The 17,626-nt window shown below is 62.5% G+C and carries 14 protein-coding genes; 9 read left to right on the plus strand and 5 right to left on the minus strand.

Annotated features, from left to right (window positions below):
• Positions 1-20 precede the first annotated feature (20 nt).
• Genes tatC through O1W68_RS17890 form a run of 3 tightly spaced genes read left to right on the plus strand, consistent with a single transcriptional unit; the run spans position 21 to position 4,626 of the window.
• On the plus strand, positions 21-983 hold the full coding sequence (gene tatC / locus O1W68_RS17880; protein WP_136168995.1) for a twin-arginine translocase subunit TatC: 963 nt from the start codon (positions 21-23) through the stop codon (positions 981-983).
• 9 nt (positions 984-992) lie between these two features.
• Positions 993-3,716 (plus strand): DEAD/DEAH box helicase, encoded by a 2,724-nt coding sequence (locus O1W68_RS17885; RefSeq protein ID WP_269305817.1) that lies wholly within the window; start codon positions 993-995, stop codon positions 3,714-3,716.
• Positions 3,717-3,762: 46 nt separating this feature from the next.
• Positions 3,763-4,626, plus strand: a complete 864-nt coding sequence (locus O1W68_RS17890) for a DUF4333 domain-containing protein (RefSeq protein ID WP_269305819.1) — start codon at positions 3,763-3,765, stop codon at positions 4,624-4,626.
• A gap of 62 nt (positions 4,627-4,688) precedes the next feature.
• On the opposite strand, the gene O1W68_RS17895 is transcribed toward O1W68_RS17890, so the two are convergent.
• Positions 4,689-5,663, minus strand: coding sequence for a 5'-3' exonuclease (locus tag O1W68_RS17895; RefSeq protein WP_269305821.1), 975 nt, complete (start codon positions 5,661-5,663; stop codon positions 4,689-4,691).
• 27 nt (positions 5,664-5,690) lie between these two features.
• On the opposite strand from O1W68_RS17895, the gene O1W68_RS17900 reads away from it, so the two are divergent.
• Positions 5,691-6,836: a M24 family metallopeptidase gene (locus O1W68_RS17900; protein WP_269305823.1), complete on the plus strand. Its 1,146-nt coding sequence runs from the start codon at positions 5,691-5,693 to the stop codon at positions 6,834-6,836.
• A 1-nt stretch (position 6,837) separates the two neighbouring features.
• On the opposite strand, the gene O1W68_RS17905 is transcribed toward O1W68_RS17900, so the two are convergent.
• A complete protein-coding gene (locus O1W68_RS17905; protein WP_269305825.1) occupies positions 6,838-7,251 on the minus strand; it encodes a TIGR03618 family F420-dependent PPOX class oxidoreductase in 414 nt (137 codons plus the stop codon).
• Positions 7,252-7,273: 22 nt separating this feature from the next.
• Between O1W68_RS17905 and O1W68_RS17910 the strand changes: the two genes are divergently transcribed.
• From O1W68_RS17910 to O1W68_RS17920, 3 genes are read left to right on the plus strand one after another with little or no spacing between them, the layout of a single operon-like run.
• The gene (locus O1W68_RS17910) at positions 7,274-8,056 is read left to right on the plus strand and encodes an SDR family NAD(P)-dependent oxidoreductase (protein ID WP_442972411.1); all 783 of its coding nucleotides are present in this window, start codon (positions 7,274-7,276) and stop codon (positions 8,054-8,056) included.
• On the plus strand, positions 8,035-9,267 hold the full coding sequence (gene cbiE / locus O1W68_RS17915; protein WP_442972412.1) for a precorrin-6y C5,15-methyltransferase (decarboxylating) subunit CbiE: 1,233 nt from the start codon (positions 8,035-8,037) through the stop codon (positions 9,265-9,267). The genes O1W68_RS17910 and cbiE overlap by 22 nt, the downstream gene beginning before the upstream one ends.
• Entirely contained in the window at positions 9,246-10,004 is a 759-nt protein-coding gene (locus O1W68_RS17920) for a cobalt-precorrin-6A reductase (protein WP_269305829.1), read from the plus strand. The genes cbiE and O1W68_RS17920 overlap by 22 nt, the downstream gene beginning before the upstream one ends.
• On the opposite strand, the gene cobJ is transcribed toward O1W68_RS17920, so the two are convergent.
• The 3 genes from cobJ to cobG are packed head-to-tail and all read right to left on the minus strand — an operon-like array spanning position 10,001 to position 13,312.
• Positions 10,001-11,506, minus strand: a complete 1,506-nt coding sequence (cobJ, locus tag O1W68_RS17925) for a precorrin-3B C(17)-methyltransferase (RefSeq protein ID WP_269305831.1) — start codon at positions 11,504-11,506, stop codon at positions 10,001-10,003. The genes O1W68_RS17920 and cobJ overlap by 4 nt on opposite strands.
• The gene (locus O1W68_RS17930; protein WP_269305833.1) at positions 11,503-12,129 is read right to left on the minus strand and encodes a precorrin-8X methylmutase; all 627 of its coding nucleotides are present in this window, start codon (positions 12,127-12,129) and stop codon (positions 11,503-11,505) included. The genes cobJ and O1W68_RS17930 overlap by 4 nt, the downstream gene beginning before the upstream one ends.
• A gap of 31 nt (positions 12,130-12,160) precedes the next feature.
• The gene (cobG, locus tag O1W68_RS17935; RefSeq protein ID WP_269305836.1) at positions 12,161-13,312 is read right to left on the minus strand and encodes a precorrin-3B synthase; all 1,152 of its coding nucleotides are present in this window, start codon (positions 13,310-13,312) and stop codon (positions 12,161-12,163) included.
• A gap of 210 nt (positions 13,313-13,522) precedes the next feature.
• Between cobG and cobN the strand changes: the two genes are divergently transcribed.
• Together cobN and O1W68_RS17945 are read left to right on the plus strand one after the other, a co-directional pair.
• Complete coding sequence (gene cobN, locus O1W68_RS17940) at positions 13,523-17,131, plus strand: cobaltochelatase subunit CobN (RefSeq protein ID WP_269305838.1); 3,609 nt, start codon at positions 13,523-13,525, stop codon at positions 17,129-17,131.
• A 17-nt stretch (positions 17,132-17,148) separates the two neighbouring features.
• On the plus strand, positions 17,149-17,526 hold the full coding sequence (locus tag O1W68_RS17945) for a PPOX class F420-dependent oxidoreductase (RefSeq protein WP_269305840.1): 378 nt from the start codon (positions 17,149-17,151) through the stop codon (positions 17,524-17,526).
• The last annotated feature ends 100 nt before the right edge of the window (positions 17,527-17,626 follow it).

Genomic DNA, 17,626 nt, shown 5'->3' on the forward strand with positions numbered 1-17,626 from the left:
CTGCTGAGCGAAGACAGAGAATGCGAATCCCGTTCGACCCAAGGCGAAGCAAGCGCCGACTGAATCCCGACGGCACGATGTCGTTGGTCGATCACTTGTACGAGTTGCGGACTCGGTTGATGTGGGCTTTGCTCGCCGTTGCCGTGACGACGGCCTTCGGCTTTTTTTGGTACTCGCACACCTTGTTCGGCATCGAGAGCCTCGGTGACCTACTACGCGGTCCTTACTGCTCACTCGATCCGAGTTTGAGAGCGAATCTGAGCAACGACGACTCGTGCCGCTTGCTGGCTACCGGCCCATTCGATCAGTTCCTCCTCCGATTCAAGGTCGCGTTCACCGCCGGCGTCGTGTTGGCGTGCCCGATATGGCTCTACCAGTTGTGGGCGTTCATCACCCCGGGTCTATACGCGAAGGAACGCGGCTATGCGATCGCGTTCGTGTCTTCAGCTGCTGCACTGTTTGTCGCAGGTGCGATTCTCGCGTACTTCGTCGTGGCCAAGGGCCTGCACTTCTTGTTGTCCATCGGCGACAACGTTCAGATCACGGCGCTCAGCGGTGACCAGTACTTCGGGTTCTTGATCAACTTGCTGATCATTTTCGGTGTCAGCTTCGAGATTCCGCTCCTGGTGGTGGCCTTGAATTTCGTCGGCATCTTGACTTACGAACGATTGAAAGCATGGCGCCGCGGACTGATTTTCGGACTGTTCGTCTTCGCTGCGATCGCAACGCCCGGTCAAGACCCGTTCTCGATGTTGGCGTTGGCGTTGGCACTTACGATCCTGTTCGAAATGGCAGTGCAGATCGCTCGCATTCACGACAGGCGTAAATTGCGCAAGAGTAGCGAGGAATGGGGTGATGTATCCGATGACGAAGCATCGTCGATCGATTTCACTGGATCCATCGAATCACCGAACAAGGTCGAGTCACCGAGCAAGGTCGAGGCACCCCGTCAACCTCAGCAGGACTTCACCGACACGATCTGACGTGATGGAGTGAGCGTCTCGACGTCTGAATTGCAGAAGTTCGCGGGTGAGCTGAGCTTTCCACTCGATCGCTTTCAAATCGATGCCTGTACGGCATTGGAGGCGGGTCACGGCGTTCTGGTATGCGCTCCCACCGGTGCCGGTAAGACGATTATCGGTGAGTTCGCCGTTCATCTCGCCCTCGCATCGGGTCGCAAGTGCTTCTACACGACTCCGATCAAAGCGCTGAGCAATCAGAAGTTCGCCGAGCTGACGGCAAGGTACGGCCGGTCGACTGTCGGCCTGTTGACCGGCGACTCGAGCATCAATCCCGATGCTCCGATCGTCGTGATGACGACCGAAGTCTTGCGAAACATGCTTTATGCCAACTCGAATGCCCTTCGGGGACTGTCCCATGTGGTCATGGACGAGGTTCACTATCTCGCCGATCGGTTCAGGGGTGCCGTGTGGGAAGAGGTGATTCTTCATCTCTCGCAGGACGTTCGACTGGTCAGCCTGTCGGCCACCGTGAGCAACGCCGAGGAGTTCGGCGCGTGGATGGAGACGGTGCGGGGAGATACCACCGTCGTGGTGGACGAGAATCGACCGGTGCCGTTGTCGCAGCACATCATGGTCGGCCGCCGGTTGTTCGATTTGTTCGACAGTCGCGCTCACTCCAGCGGGGGTGCGGCAAAACCTGTCGTCGACCGCGATCTGGTCCGCCATGTGAAGGAACGGCAGTCACTCGATTACGTCGACAGATGGCAAGCGCCACATGGAAGAGGACGCGGGCGCGGTGGACACGGTGCGAGTGCGAACAATCGACCTCTGCCGCGGCCCGAAGTTATCGCTCGGCTCGACCAGGAGGGTCTACTCCCTGCAATCACTTTCATCTTCAGCCGTGCCGGTTGCGACGCTGCGCTGACGCAATGTCTGCGTTCCCGGTTGGTTCTCACGACGCCGGAGCAGGTCGAAGAGATTCGCTACATTGTCGAAAAACACACCTCCGAGCTTCCTCGTCAGGACCTCGAAGTACTCGGCTTCTGGGAGTGGCGCGAGGCTCTCGAGCGAGGGCTCGCCGCCCATCACGCGGGTATGCTGCCGGTCTTCCGCCATACAGTCGAGGAGCTGTTCGTCAAAGGCCTTGTCCGGGCGGTGTTTGCCACCGAAACATTGGCTCTGGGCATCAATATGCCAGCACGCACCGTCGTGCTCGAGAAGCTGGTCAAGTTCAATGGTGAGTCCCATGCGGAATTGACTCCGGGGGAGTACACCCAGCTGACGGGTCGAGCGGGACGTCGTGGCATCGATATCGAAGGTCATGCGGTCGTACTGTGGCAGCCGGGAACCGAGCCGACCGAAGTAGCGGGTCTGGCATCGACCCGCACTTTTCCGCTACGGAGCTCATTCCGTCCGGGCTACAACATGTCGATAAATTTGGTCGAACAATTCGGGGCCGCCGACTCACGCGCATTGCTGGAACGCTCGTTTGCGCAGTTCCAAGCGGACCGATCTGTCGTCGGGCTCGTTCGCGGCATCGAGCGTAACGATGTGACTCTGACCCAATTGGGTGCGCGACTGGGCGGACCGGAAGGTGAATACTTCGAATACGCCAAGCTGCGCGAACGACTGAAGGACCGCGAAAAGACCCTCGAGCGTCAGGGACGACAGGACCGACGGGACAATGCCGTCGAATCGCTACGGAGTCTCAAGCGTGGTGACGTCGTGTCTGTTCCCAGCGGGAAGCGCAGCGGGTTGGCTGTTGTCCTCGAGCCCGATGACGATCTCACCGATCCTCGGCCGTTGGTTCTGACCGAGGACAAGTGGGCCGGACGAGTGTCGGCTGCCGACTTCCCCTCTCCTGCGGACTCATTGGGTGAGATGCGTTTGCCCCGCTATGTCGATCATCGAACGGCGAGTACTCGGCGTGATGTGGCGGCGGCGTTGCGTTCGACCGGAATCTCCGTGCCATCGGATCACCGACGCCGTAAATCCACGGCGGCCGACGACCGCGAACTTGCCACGTTGAGGCGGAGCATACGTTCGCATCCGGTTCATTCGAGGTCCGATCGTGAGGAACTCGGCCGAGTGGGCGAGCGGTACAACCGGCTTGCTCGTGAGAATGAATCGATGCGCCGCAAGGTATCTGCTACGACCAATTCCTTGGCGCGCACATTCGACCGGATTTTATCGCTGCTTACCGAAAGGGAATACATCACTGCCGGTCGTACACCCGAGGTGACGGGTAACGGTTCGCGGTTGAGCCGAATCTACTCGGAATCGGATCTGCTTGTCGCCGAGTGCCTGCGGCAACGCCTCTGGCTCGGCCTTGCGCCCGCCGAACTTGCTGCCGTTGTGTCCTCGGTCGTGTTCGAGTCACGGCAGGAAGGCGACTCGACTCCACAGGGGCCAACCGGACCTGTGCGTCATGCTCTGACCGAGACGGTTCGGGTATGGACGGAATTGCGTGCCGACGAGATTCGACATTCCCTGCCGCCGACACGTGAACCCGATATGGGGTTTGTGAAAGCCGTATATCGCTGGGCCAGCGACAGCTCGCTCGTAGATGCTCTCGTCGCTGCAGGGGACAACGGAAAAGCTCTGTCCGGGGGTGATTTCGTTCGATGGTGCCGACAGGTCATCGATCTACTCGACCAGGTACGTCTGGCTTCGCCGGATCCGGAGATATCCAAGACGGCAGCTCGCGCTGTCACTGCCTTACGACGTGGTGTTGTCGCAGTCGATGCGGCGTGAGTGAATTCCGTTAAGGTGTGACGACATCGAATCAAGTGGAGGCGAGATGACCGGCCCTTACGGTCCGAACAACCCTGATGAGCAATGGTCGCGCAATCAGGGGCAACGGGAAGAACCAGCGTCGGAGACCCCTTCTGGTGAACTCCCTCCGACCGGTCAGCCGTGGGATCAACAGGTACCCGGTCAGCAAGCATGGGGCCAAGCCGGACCTACATCGGGCCAACCGACTCAGGGCTACCTGCAGCAGCCGCCCTATCCACAGGGGCAATACCCGGCGCAGCCCCAGGGGCAGGGTAACTATCCAACTCAGTCCTACGAGCAGGGCCAGTTTCCGCAGGGCCAATTTCCTCAAGGGCAGTATCCGCAGGGGCAGTTTCCGCAGGGCCAGTTCCCCCAGGGGCAGTTTCCGCAGGGGCAGTTTCCGCAGGGCCAGTTCCCCCAGGGGCAGTTTCCGCAGGGCCAGTTCCCCCAGGGGCAGTATCCGCAGGGGCAAAACCCGCAGGGCCAGTACGGGGGCATGTATCCCGGTCAGCAGCAGCCGGGTCAGCAGCAGCCCGGTCAGCAGCAGTGGAATCCAGGTGGACAATCACCGCAGGGCACCAAGTCGAAGACACCCCTGTTCCTGATCGGCGGTTTGGTCGTTGCAATTCTTCTCATCGGTGGGGTGCTTTTTGCCACCTTGGGTGGAACGAAGACCCTTGATCCTGACGCTGCCGAGGCCGGAATCGAAGAGATCGTCTCCGGAACCTACGGTGCCACAAGCATTTCGAACGTAAATTGCCCCAGCGGCCAGGCCGTCGAAAAAGGTGCATCCTTCGATTGCTCGGTGCGAGTCGATGGCATCGACAAAAAGGTGACGTTGACGTTCACCGATGACACCGGAACCTACGAGGTATCACGTCCCCGCTGACGTACTGGAACCGGCTGATGTACGAAAGCCAGCTGGGCCACGGAGTGTATCTGGGTTTCGGGTCAGGCGCGACCGTAGGTGCCCATTGCCGAGGTCAGTCGGTCCACAGCACTGCCGATTCCGAGCTCGGAAGCCAGCTGCGACAGCCGATCCGGGTCGGCGGGCGCAGCTGGGATGATGTCCGAGCGTGAGAACTCGACCTCGGCATCGGTGACGACGCGAACTACGGGCAGTGCTGCATCCAGGTAGTCGCTCGCCGCGGTCAGTTTTGCTCGGATGCCCTTCGCTAGATCGGATGCTGGATCGTTCACCGCTGCGCGCAGGTCGGCCACCGAGCCGTAGCGCAGCATGAGGGTCGACGCTGTTTTCTCGCCGACGCCTTTCACACCCGGGAGTCCGTCGGAGGCATCACCGCGTAGAAGGGCGAGTTCGGCATATGCTTCGCCCGCCCGGTGCAGGGGAACCCCGTACTTTTCTGCTACTTCGCTGGGGCCGAACAACTCTGCTTTCGCCAACCCTCGTCCGACGTAGAGGACCCTGACCTGGTTGGGTTCATCGGACGCAACCTGCAGCAGATCTCGATCTCCGCTGACTACGACGACCGGATCCTCTCGCTCGCGCGCAGCCAGAGTTCCAAGTACGTCATCGGCTTCGAGTCCGACCGATCCGGCAGTTGCGATCCCCGCGGCAGCGAGAACGTTCTTGATCATCTCGACCTGCGGGGTCAGTGTTTCGGGTACTTCCTCGCTCGATCCGGTGCTGGGCAGTACTTCTGCGACGCGATGCGCCTTGTACGACGGCACTGCATCCACTCGAAACTTCGGGCGCCAATCGAGATCGAGGCAGACGGCGAGACGGCGCGGCTCGGTTCGAGCCATCAGAGCAGCGACCATGTCGATGAATCCCCGCACGGCGTTGACCGGTCGCCCATCCGGGGCCGTGATCGATTCGGGTAGCGCGTAGTAGGCCCGAAACCACAGGCTGGCTCCGTCGAGAAGAAGAAGAGGTGACGTTCCCGGGGCTGTCATGGACATCATCTTGCCAAACGCCGTTAGCCTGAAGTCATGAGTTCCGATTCCACGTCGTCACCCACCCGATTCGCGACAGAAATCTATGCCTCGCGGCTGGCTCACGCGGCCGAGTACGCCGGGCAGGCGGGCCTGGATGCGTTGCTGGTCACCCCTGGTCCAGATCTGCAGTACCTGGTCGGATCGCGGGCAAGTTCGTTCGAGCGCCTGATCTGCCTGGTGATCCCCGCGGATGGCTCGAGCCCCACCGTGATCGTCCCGCGGATCGAGTTGGCAGCCTTGCAGGATTCCGCGGTCGGTGATCTCGGTCTCGTCATTACCGATTGGGTGGATGGAGTCAGTCCGTACGCACTTGTCGCCGCCGTCTTGCCGTCCGGCGCGAAGACCGCGGTCGACGACGCCATGCCGGCATTGCACTTCGTGCCGTTGGCCGAGAAGCTGGGTCGGACACCAATTTTGGCGACCGCGGTGTTGCGGCAACTGCGAATGTCGAAGGACAGCGCCGAGATCGAGGCGCTCCGGCGCGCCGGCCACGCCATCGACCGGGTCCACGCCCGAATGGGGGACTTCCTGAGAGTCGGCCGAACGGAGGCCGCAGTCGCACACGACATCGGCGCCGCGATCGTGGAGGAAGGGCACACCGAGGCAGCGTTCATCATCGTCGGTTCCGGTCCGCACGGCGCGGATCCGCATCACGAGGTGTCGGAGCGCATCATCGAGGCAGGAGATGTCGTCGTGATCGACATCGGCGGGCCTGTCGCGCCGGGGTACAACTCCGATTCGACGCGTACATATGTTTTGGGCGAGCCCTCTGCCGAAGTTGCCAAGCAGTACGCCGTTCTCGAGCGAGCACAACAAGCGGCAGTCGATGCAGTCAGGCCCGGTGTGAGAGCCGAGACCATCGACGCGGCGGCGCGCGACGTACTGTCCGCCGAGGGACTAGGGGATGTGTTCCTGCACCGCACCGGCCACGGAATCGGTCTGTCGGTTCACGAGGAGCCTTACATCGTGGCAGGAAATGACATCGAATTGGTCGAGGGGATGGCCTTCAGTATCGAACCCGGGATTTATTTTCGGGGTCAGTGGGGTGCGCGCATCGAGGACATCGTGATCGTCACCGCGGACGGGTGCGAGTCGGTCAACCTTCGGCCGCACGGGCTGGCGGTATTGCCGACCACGTAGATCAGCGCGCGAGCAGTGACCGGGAGCCCAGTATCCGTTGGACGGCGATCGTGATGACGATGCGTTCCGGATTCTCCCGAGGGACTCGGTAGCGCTGGGCGTATCGTAGCTCCGCCTCGTGGACGTCGTCTCGGTCGGTCAGCACGGTGCTCGGCCCTTCCAACGTCAGCCACCGCGGCCCTTCGATCTGACTTACAGCTGCATAGCCACCTCGTGCAGCGTTGATCGCCTTCTGTGTCGTGCGGCCGGTGATCACGCGCGCAATGCGAGCTTCGGGATCCCAGGTGAACCCGACAGCGACGACGTGGGGCGTGCCGTCGGCGCGGAGTGTCGTCAGCGTTGCGAGATGACGTTGGGTAAGAAATTCGGTCGCCTCGGCGGTGAGGGCTGCGGGGTCTGCGGGGGTGGTGGCCATGCTACGACCGTAATCGGCGAGACTGTCAGTCGTGACGTCCACTCCACCCAGTGACACTTTTCCGCGCCATGTCGGCACAGTCCTGCTTCTAGGGGGCCGCAGCGAGATCGGTATGGAGGTGGCGACGAGGCTTGCACCGGGTCGGACCGTCGTACTTGCTGCGAGGCGGAGCGATCAGCTTTCCTCACAGGTCGGTCGATTGCAGGCTGCCGGTGCACGCAGCGTCGCAACGGTGGAGTTCGATGCCGACGACGTGAGCCGGCACGGTGAGTTTCTCGAATCCGTCGCGCAGGAGCACGGCCCATTGGCGACCGTGGTTCTGGCATTCGGAATCCTCGGCGACCAGTCACTGGCAGTATCGGACGCCGAGCACGCAATGGCGATCGTGCATACCGACTTTGTCGCTCAGATTTCTGTTCTCACTCACGGGGCTCGGATGATGCGCGTACAGGGGAGCGGCGAACTCGTAGTCTTCTCCTCCGTGGCCGGCATCCGCGTGCGCAAGGCCAACTATGTGTACGGCTCGGCCAAGGCTGGGCTCGACGGCTTCGCGAGCGGTCTAGCGGATTCACTGCATGGGTCGGGGGTATCACTGCTACTTGTCCGCCCAGGCTTCGTCATCGGATCGATGACCGAGGGAATGTCTCCCGCACCGTTTTCCAGTACACCAGGCCAAGTCGCTGATGCCGTGGCGCATGCGCTGGCAAGAAAGAAGTCTCGGGTGTGGGTGCCCGGCATCCTCGGACCCCTGTACGCCGGATTGAATCTGCTGCCGTCGTGGCTCTGGCGAAAGATGCCTCGCTGATGCTCCCGGGCGGCCGGATAGCGGTTGTCGGTATCGGAGCGGACGGTTGGGAAGGTATAGCCGAATCCGCCAGGGCAGTGATCTTGTCCTCGGACGTGGTCTTCGGCTCGACTCGGCAGTTGGCGACGCTTCCCATACCGGACGATCGCTTACGTCGGTGGCCGTCCCCGATGTTGCCCGGCCTGCGCGCTTCGATCGACGAGTTCGACGGTAAGCGGGTATGCGTACTTGCGAGCGGGGATCCGATGTTTCACGGCATCGGAGTCACGCTGGCGAGGGAATTCGGCGCCGAGCGGTTGCACGTGATGTCGGCCCCGTCGTCGATGTCGTTGGCCTGTGCGCGTCTGGGCTGGGCGGTGCACACCACCACAGCAGTCAGTCTCGTCAACTCCGAAGTCGCGACGCTGTTACCCGCCTTGGCTCACGGCGGCCGAGTGATCGTTCTTTCCCGAGATCAGCACACCCCCGCTCAGGTGGTGTCGCTGCTGCGTGAATCGGGGTTCGCGGACTCCACTGTCACAGTCTTCGAACAACTGGGTGGACAGGCCGAACGGTCGGTGACCGGTACCGCGCGCACGTGGACCGAGCCGCCCGGAGATCCGCTCAACGTCGTCGCTGTCGACTGCGTGTTCTCGCCCACTGCATCTCGGATCAGTCGAATCCCAGGGCTACCCGACGCTGCCTACGCGGGCGACGGTCAGCTGACCAAGTCCGAGGTTCGGGCATTGACGGTCAGTGCACTTGCCCCGACGCCGGGAGAAGTGTTGTTCGACGTCGGTGGCGGGTCCGGATCGATCGGTATCGAATGGATGCGAACGGATCCACGATGCACCGCAGTCGCATTCGAGATTCTAGAGGCACGGCGATCACAGATCGAAGTCAACGCACGTGCGCTCGGCGTTCCAGGGCTTCAGGTTCGCGGCGCTGCACCCGACTGCTTCGGCGACGGTGAGTTGCCCGATGCGGTATTCATCGGTGGCGGGCTGACCCAGAGCGACATGATCGAGGCCTGCTGGTCGCAACTGCGACCAGGGGGGAGACTCGTCGCGAATGCGGTGACGGCCGAATCCGAGGCGCTTCTTCTGCAGTGCGTGGATCGGTACGGTGGGTCGTTGAGGAAGTTCCAGATATACCGAGGGGAGCCGTTGGGCTCGTTCACGAGTTGGCGCCCGCAGCTTCCGGTTGCGCAGTGGATATCGATCAAGCAGTGAGGGTGTTGGTACTTGGAGGCACCTCCGAGTCACGGGAGCTGGCCGCACGGTTGTCCGGCGACGATCGGTTCGACTTCGTCACCTCTCTTGCCGGGCGCGTCCGGGACCCGATACTCCCGCTGGGCACTTCGCGCGTCGGCGGGTTCGGCGGGGCCGACGGGTTGACCCGCTGGCTGCACGATCACGAGATCCACGCAATGGTCGACGCGACGCATCCCTTCGCCTCCACGATCTCGAACAACGCCGCCATCGCCGCCGCACACCATCGCATCCCGCTTCTCGGACTGCATCGCACGCCATGGTCCCGCAGGCCCGGTGACCAGTGGATCGAGGTATCGAATTCCAGCGAAGCAGCGGCGGCCATTCCAGCCGACGCCGGTCGAGTCCTGCTGACGATCGGGCGTCAGGAGGTAGCGGCCTTCGCGGCAATCGACTCCAGCTGGTTTCTGATTCGTAGTATCGATCCACCAGACCCGGTACTTCCTATCAATCACGAATTGCTACTCACGCGAGGCCCGTTCGACATCGCCTCCGAGATCGAACTGATGCGTCGACGCGGGATCGACGCCGTCGTCAGCAAGAACAGCGGGGGAGTGATGACGGAAGCGAAGATCACCGCGGCGAGAGAACTGGGCATTCCAGTGATCATGGTCGCCCGGCCGACAGTGCCACCCGATCGACGTGTGGTTTACACCGTGGACGACGTGCTGGCCTGGCTGGATTCGCTTTTCGGCTAGGCGCGTCCCTCTGCAGCAGGGTATCTCCGTGGCGTCAAGATCATTGGGCCACTACCCGTGTCGATGACCTCGGTGAGCGAGGATCCCACGATGAGGAGACACCTCATATCAATTTTCGCTTCGGCGAGATCGGCCAACCGGACGGTGGTCACCGACTCGTCTTCGCTTCCCACTGCGCGACCGATGACCACCGGAGTGTCAGGTCCACGATGTTCGAGGAGGATGTCACGTGTGGCAGAGATCTGCCATGTCCTCGACTTCGAGGCGGGGTTGTAGATGGCAATCGCCATGTCCGCTTCGGCCACAGCCGACAGGCGCGCGGCCACGACGTCCCAGGGCTTGAGGCGATCCGACAGTGAAATCACGGCGTAATCGTGTCCGAGTGGTGCGCCGACGCGGCTTGCTACCGCATTGGCTGCGGTCATTCCAGGGACGACCCGCACCGGCACGGTCGACCATTGATCTTCGGCGGCGATTTCGACGACTGCCGAGGCCATTGCAAACACTCCAGGATCGCCGGAGGACACCACTACAACCCGTCGGCCCCGCTTCGCGAGGTCCAACGCGAAAGCGGCACGTTCGGACTCGACCTTGTTGTCGCTTGCATGCCGAATCTGACCGGCCTGCATCGGGACTCGGTCGAGATACGTCACATAACCGACGAGGTCGGTGGCAGCGCGAAGCTCATGACGAACCTCGTCCGTCGTCCACCTGTCTGCGCCCGGACCGAGGCCGACGACGACAACTTCACCCAGTGTGCGCGATTCGACGGGATTGTTCGCCGGGCTCGGCACGATTGCGATGGAGAAGTACGGCACCTCGTCGGCGACGACGTCGGCAGCGGCAAGAACCCGTTCGCTACCGGTACTGGCTCGCTCGACGTAGTACGCTTCGTCGAGTCGCCCCGAATCTTTCAGTGCAGCTACAACATTGGGGTACGTGCGCCCGAGCTTCATGATTGCCGCCGCATCGGTGTTTCGAAGCCGCCTCGTCAGCTCGGCGACAGACAGTGTTCCGGGTAACACCGTGAAGACTTCGTCGCGCTCGACCAATGGTGTCTTCAGTGCGGCAGAGGCGGCGCTCACCGAAGTCACACCCGGTACGATCTCGACGTCGAACCGGTCGCAGAGCCTCTTGTGCATGTGCATGTAGGAGCTGTAGAAAAGCGGGTCGCCCTCGGCGAGAAGTACTACCGAGAGTCCGGACTCGAGATGTGCGGCAAGGCGTTCGGCTGCCTGGGTGTAGAACTCGTCGATAGCTCCCTGATAGCCGCCTGGGTGATCGGTGGTCTCCGTGGTGACCGGGTACACCAGGTGCTCTTCAATCTGACCTTCGCGCATATAGCCGGCGGCGACTCCGCGTGAGATGGATTTGCCATGCTTGGCGCTGTGGAATGCCACGACATCGGCTTCACCGATGACCCGCGCAGCTTTGACCGTCACCAGTTCGGGATCCCCGGGCCCGATGCCGACGCCCCACAACTTTCCTGGAATTACGCTCATTCTTCCTCGCTTGCAATGGCATTCACTGCGGCGGCTGTGATGGCGCTACCGCCACGCCGTCCTCGAACCACCAGATACTCGAGACCGAAGTTCGATGCGATGAGGTCCTCTTTGGATTCGGCAGCACCGATGAAACCGACCGGCCCCCCGACGATCGCAGCGGGTTTGGGCGCGCCTGCTGCCAGCATCTCGAGCAGACGGAACAGCGCTGTCGGCGCGTTACCGATCGCAACTACGGCGCCATCGAGCCGATCTCCCCACAATTCGAGCGCGGCGGCAGTTCGAGTCGTGCCCATCTTGGCCGCGAGATCACGCACTCTCGGATCCGACAGCGTGCAGATCACTTCGTTGTCGGCGGGCAATCGTCGACGAGTGACACCTGCCGCGACCATTTTCACATCGCACAGAACCGGTGCACCTGCAGCGAGGGCGGTGCGGGCACTGGAAACAACCGACGGTGTGGCACCGACAACTTCGGTGAGGTCGACTTCACCGCTGGCATGGATCATCCGAACGACGACCTGCGCAACGTCAGGGGCGAACGCCGAAAGATCTGCCTCGGCTCGAATAGTCGCGAAGGACTGTCGATAGATCTCCGCACCGTCGCGGATGTAGTCGTACATGGAGTTCACGATAGGTCAGAACCGAGACCCCTCATGACACCCGGTATCCGGCGCCGGTGGCGACGACGTCCACGATCTCGCCTTTCGGCCTGCCACATCGACGCTCGCATCCTGACCAATGCTCGCGTTGGTCAGCAAGATTCCGGCCGGCAGCCACGGCGTCACGTAGATCACCCCGCACGTCGGCATTCGACTTGTCGCACCCAGGTGCGCCGGTGCAGGCGCTGAGGTTCACCCAGGGTGAGTCGGCATCGAAGATCAAGCCCATCGGGGCCAGTACTCGAACCACCTGTTCGGCAGCGCCCTCGTCGAGATCGCACACGACGATCCCGCGCCACGGCGTGACGACGAGCGGTTTGTCGATTGCAGCGAGAAACTCGGCGAGCCGTGCGTCGAGGACTCCGAGCGCAAGGACTCCGCCCAGCGCGACGAGTCCGTCGCCCTGCGACAGCCACCCGACCGGGGGCGTATCGGACGGCCGAGTGGCCAGTGGGGCCGTAGTTGTCGGGTCGTAGCCGGATGAATCGAGGCCCAGCGTTGCGAGAACTCGTGCGGGTCCGTCGGCGAGCTCGGTCAGTCGCCACTCTGTGCCCCGCAACGAGACGAATATCCGGGCGGCGTCCACCAGCACGTCGACGACGCTGTCGCGGTCGACCCTTACACCCGTATCAGCGCCACCGAGGATCAGTGCGAACGACGCTGGCGAAAGCGCTTGGACACCGAAGTCCGGGTCAAGAGCGGTGACATCACCTCGGCCGTCGTCGAGGGCGAACAGCGTCCGGCCGGGAAGATCCACCAGGTCGGCACAGGTGCACAGGCCTCGGTCGAGTGCGGTGATCACGGTTCGGACATCGGTGACACCATTCACCCGACCAGTCAAGGGCGAGGCAAGTATGTTGCGCACACGCTCGTGAGAGGGAGAGGGCAACATACCGGCATCCGCTAGGCGTCGAGCCAGCTCGGTGCTATCCCGAACCCCGCGAAATTGAATGTTGCCACGGGATGTCAGCTGCATGGACCCGTTGCCGAGATCACCAGCAGCCTTCGCGAGAACCTGCATGTGGGAAGGGTCGACCAATCCGCCGGGCAGCCGCACCCTGGCCAGCGCGCCATCGGCTGCTTGGTGCAAGGTCAGTGCACCTGGGCAGCGGTCGGGGGTTGTTCTCGGATCGCTCGACGTCACCTGTCCAAGGCTACAAGTGCATCTTGTCGGGGTTTCCCGAAGTAACGAGCCGGAGGGTTTCTTCGGTAGCATCCCCTTCGAACGGCTTCGGCCGAGAGGAAGCCGGTGTAAGTCCGGCGCGGTCGCGCCACTGTGAAAGCCAGACCCTCTCCCGTGAGCCCACACGCAAGACAAATGCGGGGCGCGAAAACCCCGAGGAGGGCAGTAACCGTGATCCTGCTTCTGTCCACATCGGACACCGACCTGCTCAGCGCGCGTGCCAGCGGCGCCGACTATCGGTGGGGAAATCCTTCGCGCCTGCTCGCCGACGATGTTGCCGGGCTAGCAGAGGGCATTGATTTGATCGTGCTCCGGATCCTGGGGTCGAAGCGGTCCTGGGAAGAAGGCGTCGATGCGGTACTCGCCTCCGGCGTGCCGGTGGTCGTTCTCGGCGGGGAGCAGGCGCCCGACGCCGAGTTGATGGAGTTGTCGACGGTCCCCGGCAATGTCGCAGCTCAAGCCCACAATTACCTGGCAGAAGGTGGCCCGGAGAATCTTGCCGAACTCTTCGGCTTCCTGTCCGACACCGTTCTGCTCACCGGTCATGGGTTTTCTGCGCCCGTCCACACACCTACGTGGGGAGTGTTGGAGTCTTCGGTGACACCCGCCGATGCCGGCGGACCGACCATCGCGATCCTCTACTACCGAGCGCAGCATCTGGCCGGAAACACGGCATACATCGAAGCTCTTGCCGCGGCCGTCGAGGCGAAGGGCGGGAAGGCGCTTCCGCTCTTCTGCGCGTCGTTGCGCGCCGCAGACCCGGAACTACTGGGCGCTTTGAAGTCGGCCGACGCGATGATCGTGACTGTGTTGGCCGCGGGCGGAACCAAGCCTGCAGGCGCGTCGGCAGGCGGCGATGACGAAGCATGGGACGTGACCGAACTAGCCGCGCTGGACGTTCCCATCCTGCAGGGGCTTTGCTTGACCAGCAGCCGGGCTACCTGGGATGCGAACGACGACGGCATGTCGCCGCTCGACGTTGCGACTCAAGTTGCAGTTCCCGAATTCGACGGCCGACTCATCACGGTTCCGTTTTCGTTCAAAGAGATCGACGGCGATGGCCTGACCACCTACGTCCCCGATCACGAACGTGCTGCGCGGGTAGCTGGAATCGCGGTGCGTCATGCACGACTTCGCTACATTCCTACGTCGGAGCGCAGGATTGCCCTGATGTTCTCGGCGTACCCGACCAAACATGCTCGCATCGGAAATGCCGTCGGCCTCGATACGCCGGCAAGCGCGATTTCGCTGATGACCGAGATGCGCACCGCGGGATATGATCTCGGACCAGAGGACGGACCCGACGCCGTTCCGGGCTTGGCCGCCCGCGATGGCGACGCACTCATTCACGCACTTATCGCGCGCGGTGGACAGGACCCGGATTGGCTCACCGACGCACAGCTCGAGGGCAATCCGATCCGCATCTCGGCCGCGCGGTACCGGTCGTGGTTCGCCGAGCTCCCGGAGGACCTGACGACCGCCGTCGAGAAGCATTGGGGCCCAGCTCCCGGTGATCTGTACGTCGATCGCTCGAGCGATCCCGAAGGCGAAATCGTCATCGCGGCAATGCAGTTCGGCAACGTCGTCATCATGGTTCAACCGCCCCGCGGATTCGGCGAGCGACCCGTCGCGATCTATCACGATCCGGATCTACCTCCCAGTCATCACTATCTCGCGGCGTATCGCTGGATCCAGGCGTCGATTCAGGACGGCGGCTTCGGTGCCGATGCGATGGTCCACCTCGGAAAGCATGGCAACCTCGAGTGGCTGCCAGGTAAGACGCTCGGGATGTCCGCGTCGTGCGGCACCGATGCCGCACTCGGCGACCTGCCGCTGATCTATCCATTCCTCGTCAACGATCCAGGCGAGGGGACGCAGGCCAAGCGTCGTGCCCACGCCACTCTGGTCGATCACCTCATCCCGCCGATGGCCCGCGCCGAGAGTTACGGCGACATCTCCCGGCTCGAGCAGTTGCTCGACGAGCATGCCAACATTTCGGCTTTGGACCCGGCCAAACTGCCTGCTATCAGGCAGCAGATCTGGACTCTGATGACCGCGGCCCAGATGCATCAGGACCTCGGATTGGAGGAGCGTCCCGACGAAGAAGTGTTCGACGACATGCTGCTGCACGTCGACGGTTGGCTCTGCGAGATCAAAGACGTCCAGATCCGGGACGGTCTGCATATCCTCGGTCAGGAGCCGGTCGGCGACGCCGAGGTGGAATTGGTGCTGGCGATGCTGCGTGCACGTCAGATGTGGGGCGGCGAACAAACCGTGCCCGGACTTCGCGAAGCGTTGGGACTGAGCGAGGACGGAGACGAGGAGCGAACACGAGTCGACGCCATCGAGTCGATCGCACACGGTCTCGTGGCGACGATGCAGACGACTCAGTGGGACCCTGAATCCGCCGAAGCAGTAGCAGGAGAGCACGGACCGGTTGTCGCCGAGATCCTTCGCTTCGCGGCCACCGAGGTGGTTCCCAGACTTCGGGCAACCTCTCGCGAGATCGACCAGATCCTCCACGCGCTCGACGGTGGGTTCATTCCCGCCGGACCGAGCGGGTCCCCGCTGCGCGGACTCATCAACGTTCTGCCTACCGGCAGGAACTTCTACTCTGTCGATCCCAAGGCAGTGCCCTCGCGCCTGGCGTGGGAAACCGGGCAGGCAATGGCCGAGTCGCTTCTCGCCCGCTACCGCAAGGACCACGGGGAGTGGCCCAAGTCCGTGGGTCTGTCGGTGTGGGGCACCTCCGCCATGCGGACGTCCGGCGACGATGTCGCAGAAGTCTTCGCACTCCTCGGCGTCGCGCCGGTATGGGACGAGGCATCGAGACGCGTCACCAAGCTCGAGGTCATCGAACTGGACGAACTGGGTCGGCCGCGGATCGACGTCACGGTGCGGATCAGTGGTTTCTTCCGTGACGCTTTTCCACACGTGCTGGCGATGCTCGACGACGCAGTACGCCTCGTTGCTGCATTGGACGAACCGGCCGACCAGAACTACGTTCGCGCGCACGCTCAGGCAGATCTCGCCGAGCATGGCGATGAGCGTCGCTCGACGACCCGTATCTTCGGCTCGAAGCCTGGAACGTACGGCGCTGGGCTGCTGCAACTGATCGACAGCAAGACCTGGCGTAGCGACGAAGATCTGGCGCAGGTCTACACGACGTGGGGCGGTTTCGCATACGGGCGGGGTCTCGACGGAGTGCCCGCGTCGGACGATATGCGCAGTGCGTACCGGCGCATCGCCGTTGCCGCCAAGAACACCGACACTCGAGAACACGACATCGCCGATTCGGACGACTATTTTCAGTACCACGGCGGGATGGTCGCGACTGTTCGTGCTCTGACGGGTAAGTCTCCCGAGGCGTACATCGGTGACAGTACGAGGCCGGAATCCGTGCGGACCAGAACGCTGTCCGAGGAAACCGCTCGCGTGTTCCGTGCACGCGTGATCAATCCTCGCTGGCTCGAAGCGATGCGCCGACACGGCTACAAGGGCGCGTTCGAGATGGCGGCCACGGTCGACTACTTGTTCGGGTACGACGCCACCACTGATGTCGTCGCCGATTGGATGTACGAAAAGCTGGCCGAGACGTACGTCCTGGACGAGCAGAATCAAAAGTTCATGCAGCAGTCCAATCCATGGGCTCTGCACGGGATCGCGGAGCGGTTGCTCGAAGCGGCCGAACGAAAGATGTGGGCCGAGCCCGACGCCGCAATCCTCGACGGTCTACGCCAGGTGTATCTCGAAACCGAAGGCGACCTGGAGGGGGAGTAGCCGTACCCTTTATCGGCATGGCCACCTTTACGAGCATCGCCGACGGAAAATACGTGTCACTGACCACCTTCAAGAAGGACGGGACTCCCGTCGCGACGCCATTGTGGGGTGCGCGCGACGGAGATCGTCTTCTCGTGTGGACGCCGACTGATTCGTGGAAGGTCAAGCGCATCAAGCGCAATTCCTCGGTCACCATCGCCTCGTGTTCGGCGCGGGGCAAGGTCGAGGGCGACGCAGTCGACGGTGTCGCCGAGGTTCTGGACGCCGCAGGTACTGAGAAGGCGCGCTCGGCAATATCGTCCAAGTACGGCATTCTCGGTTGGTTGACGGTGAAGGGAAGCTCGCTTCGTCGAGGAAAGTCAGGGACGGTAGGCATCTCGATCGTGCCGGCGTAGTAGACGGTTACAGCCGCCACCGACGTTCCTGCCACCGGTCCTTGCTTGATTCGACAGTCATATCGTTCGGTCGGCAATCGTTCGCGGTGACAGTTCCGAA

Origin of the sequence: Rhodococcus sp. H36-A4 (genome assembly GCF_027158005.1) — a bacterium.
Taxonomy (GTDB): Bacteria; Actinomycetota; Actinomycetes; order Mycobacteriales; family Mycobacteriaceae; genus Rhodococcoides.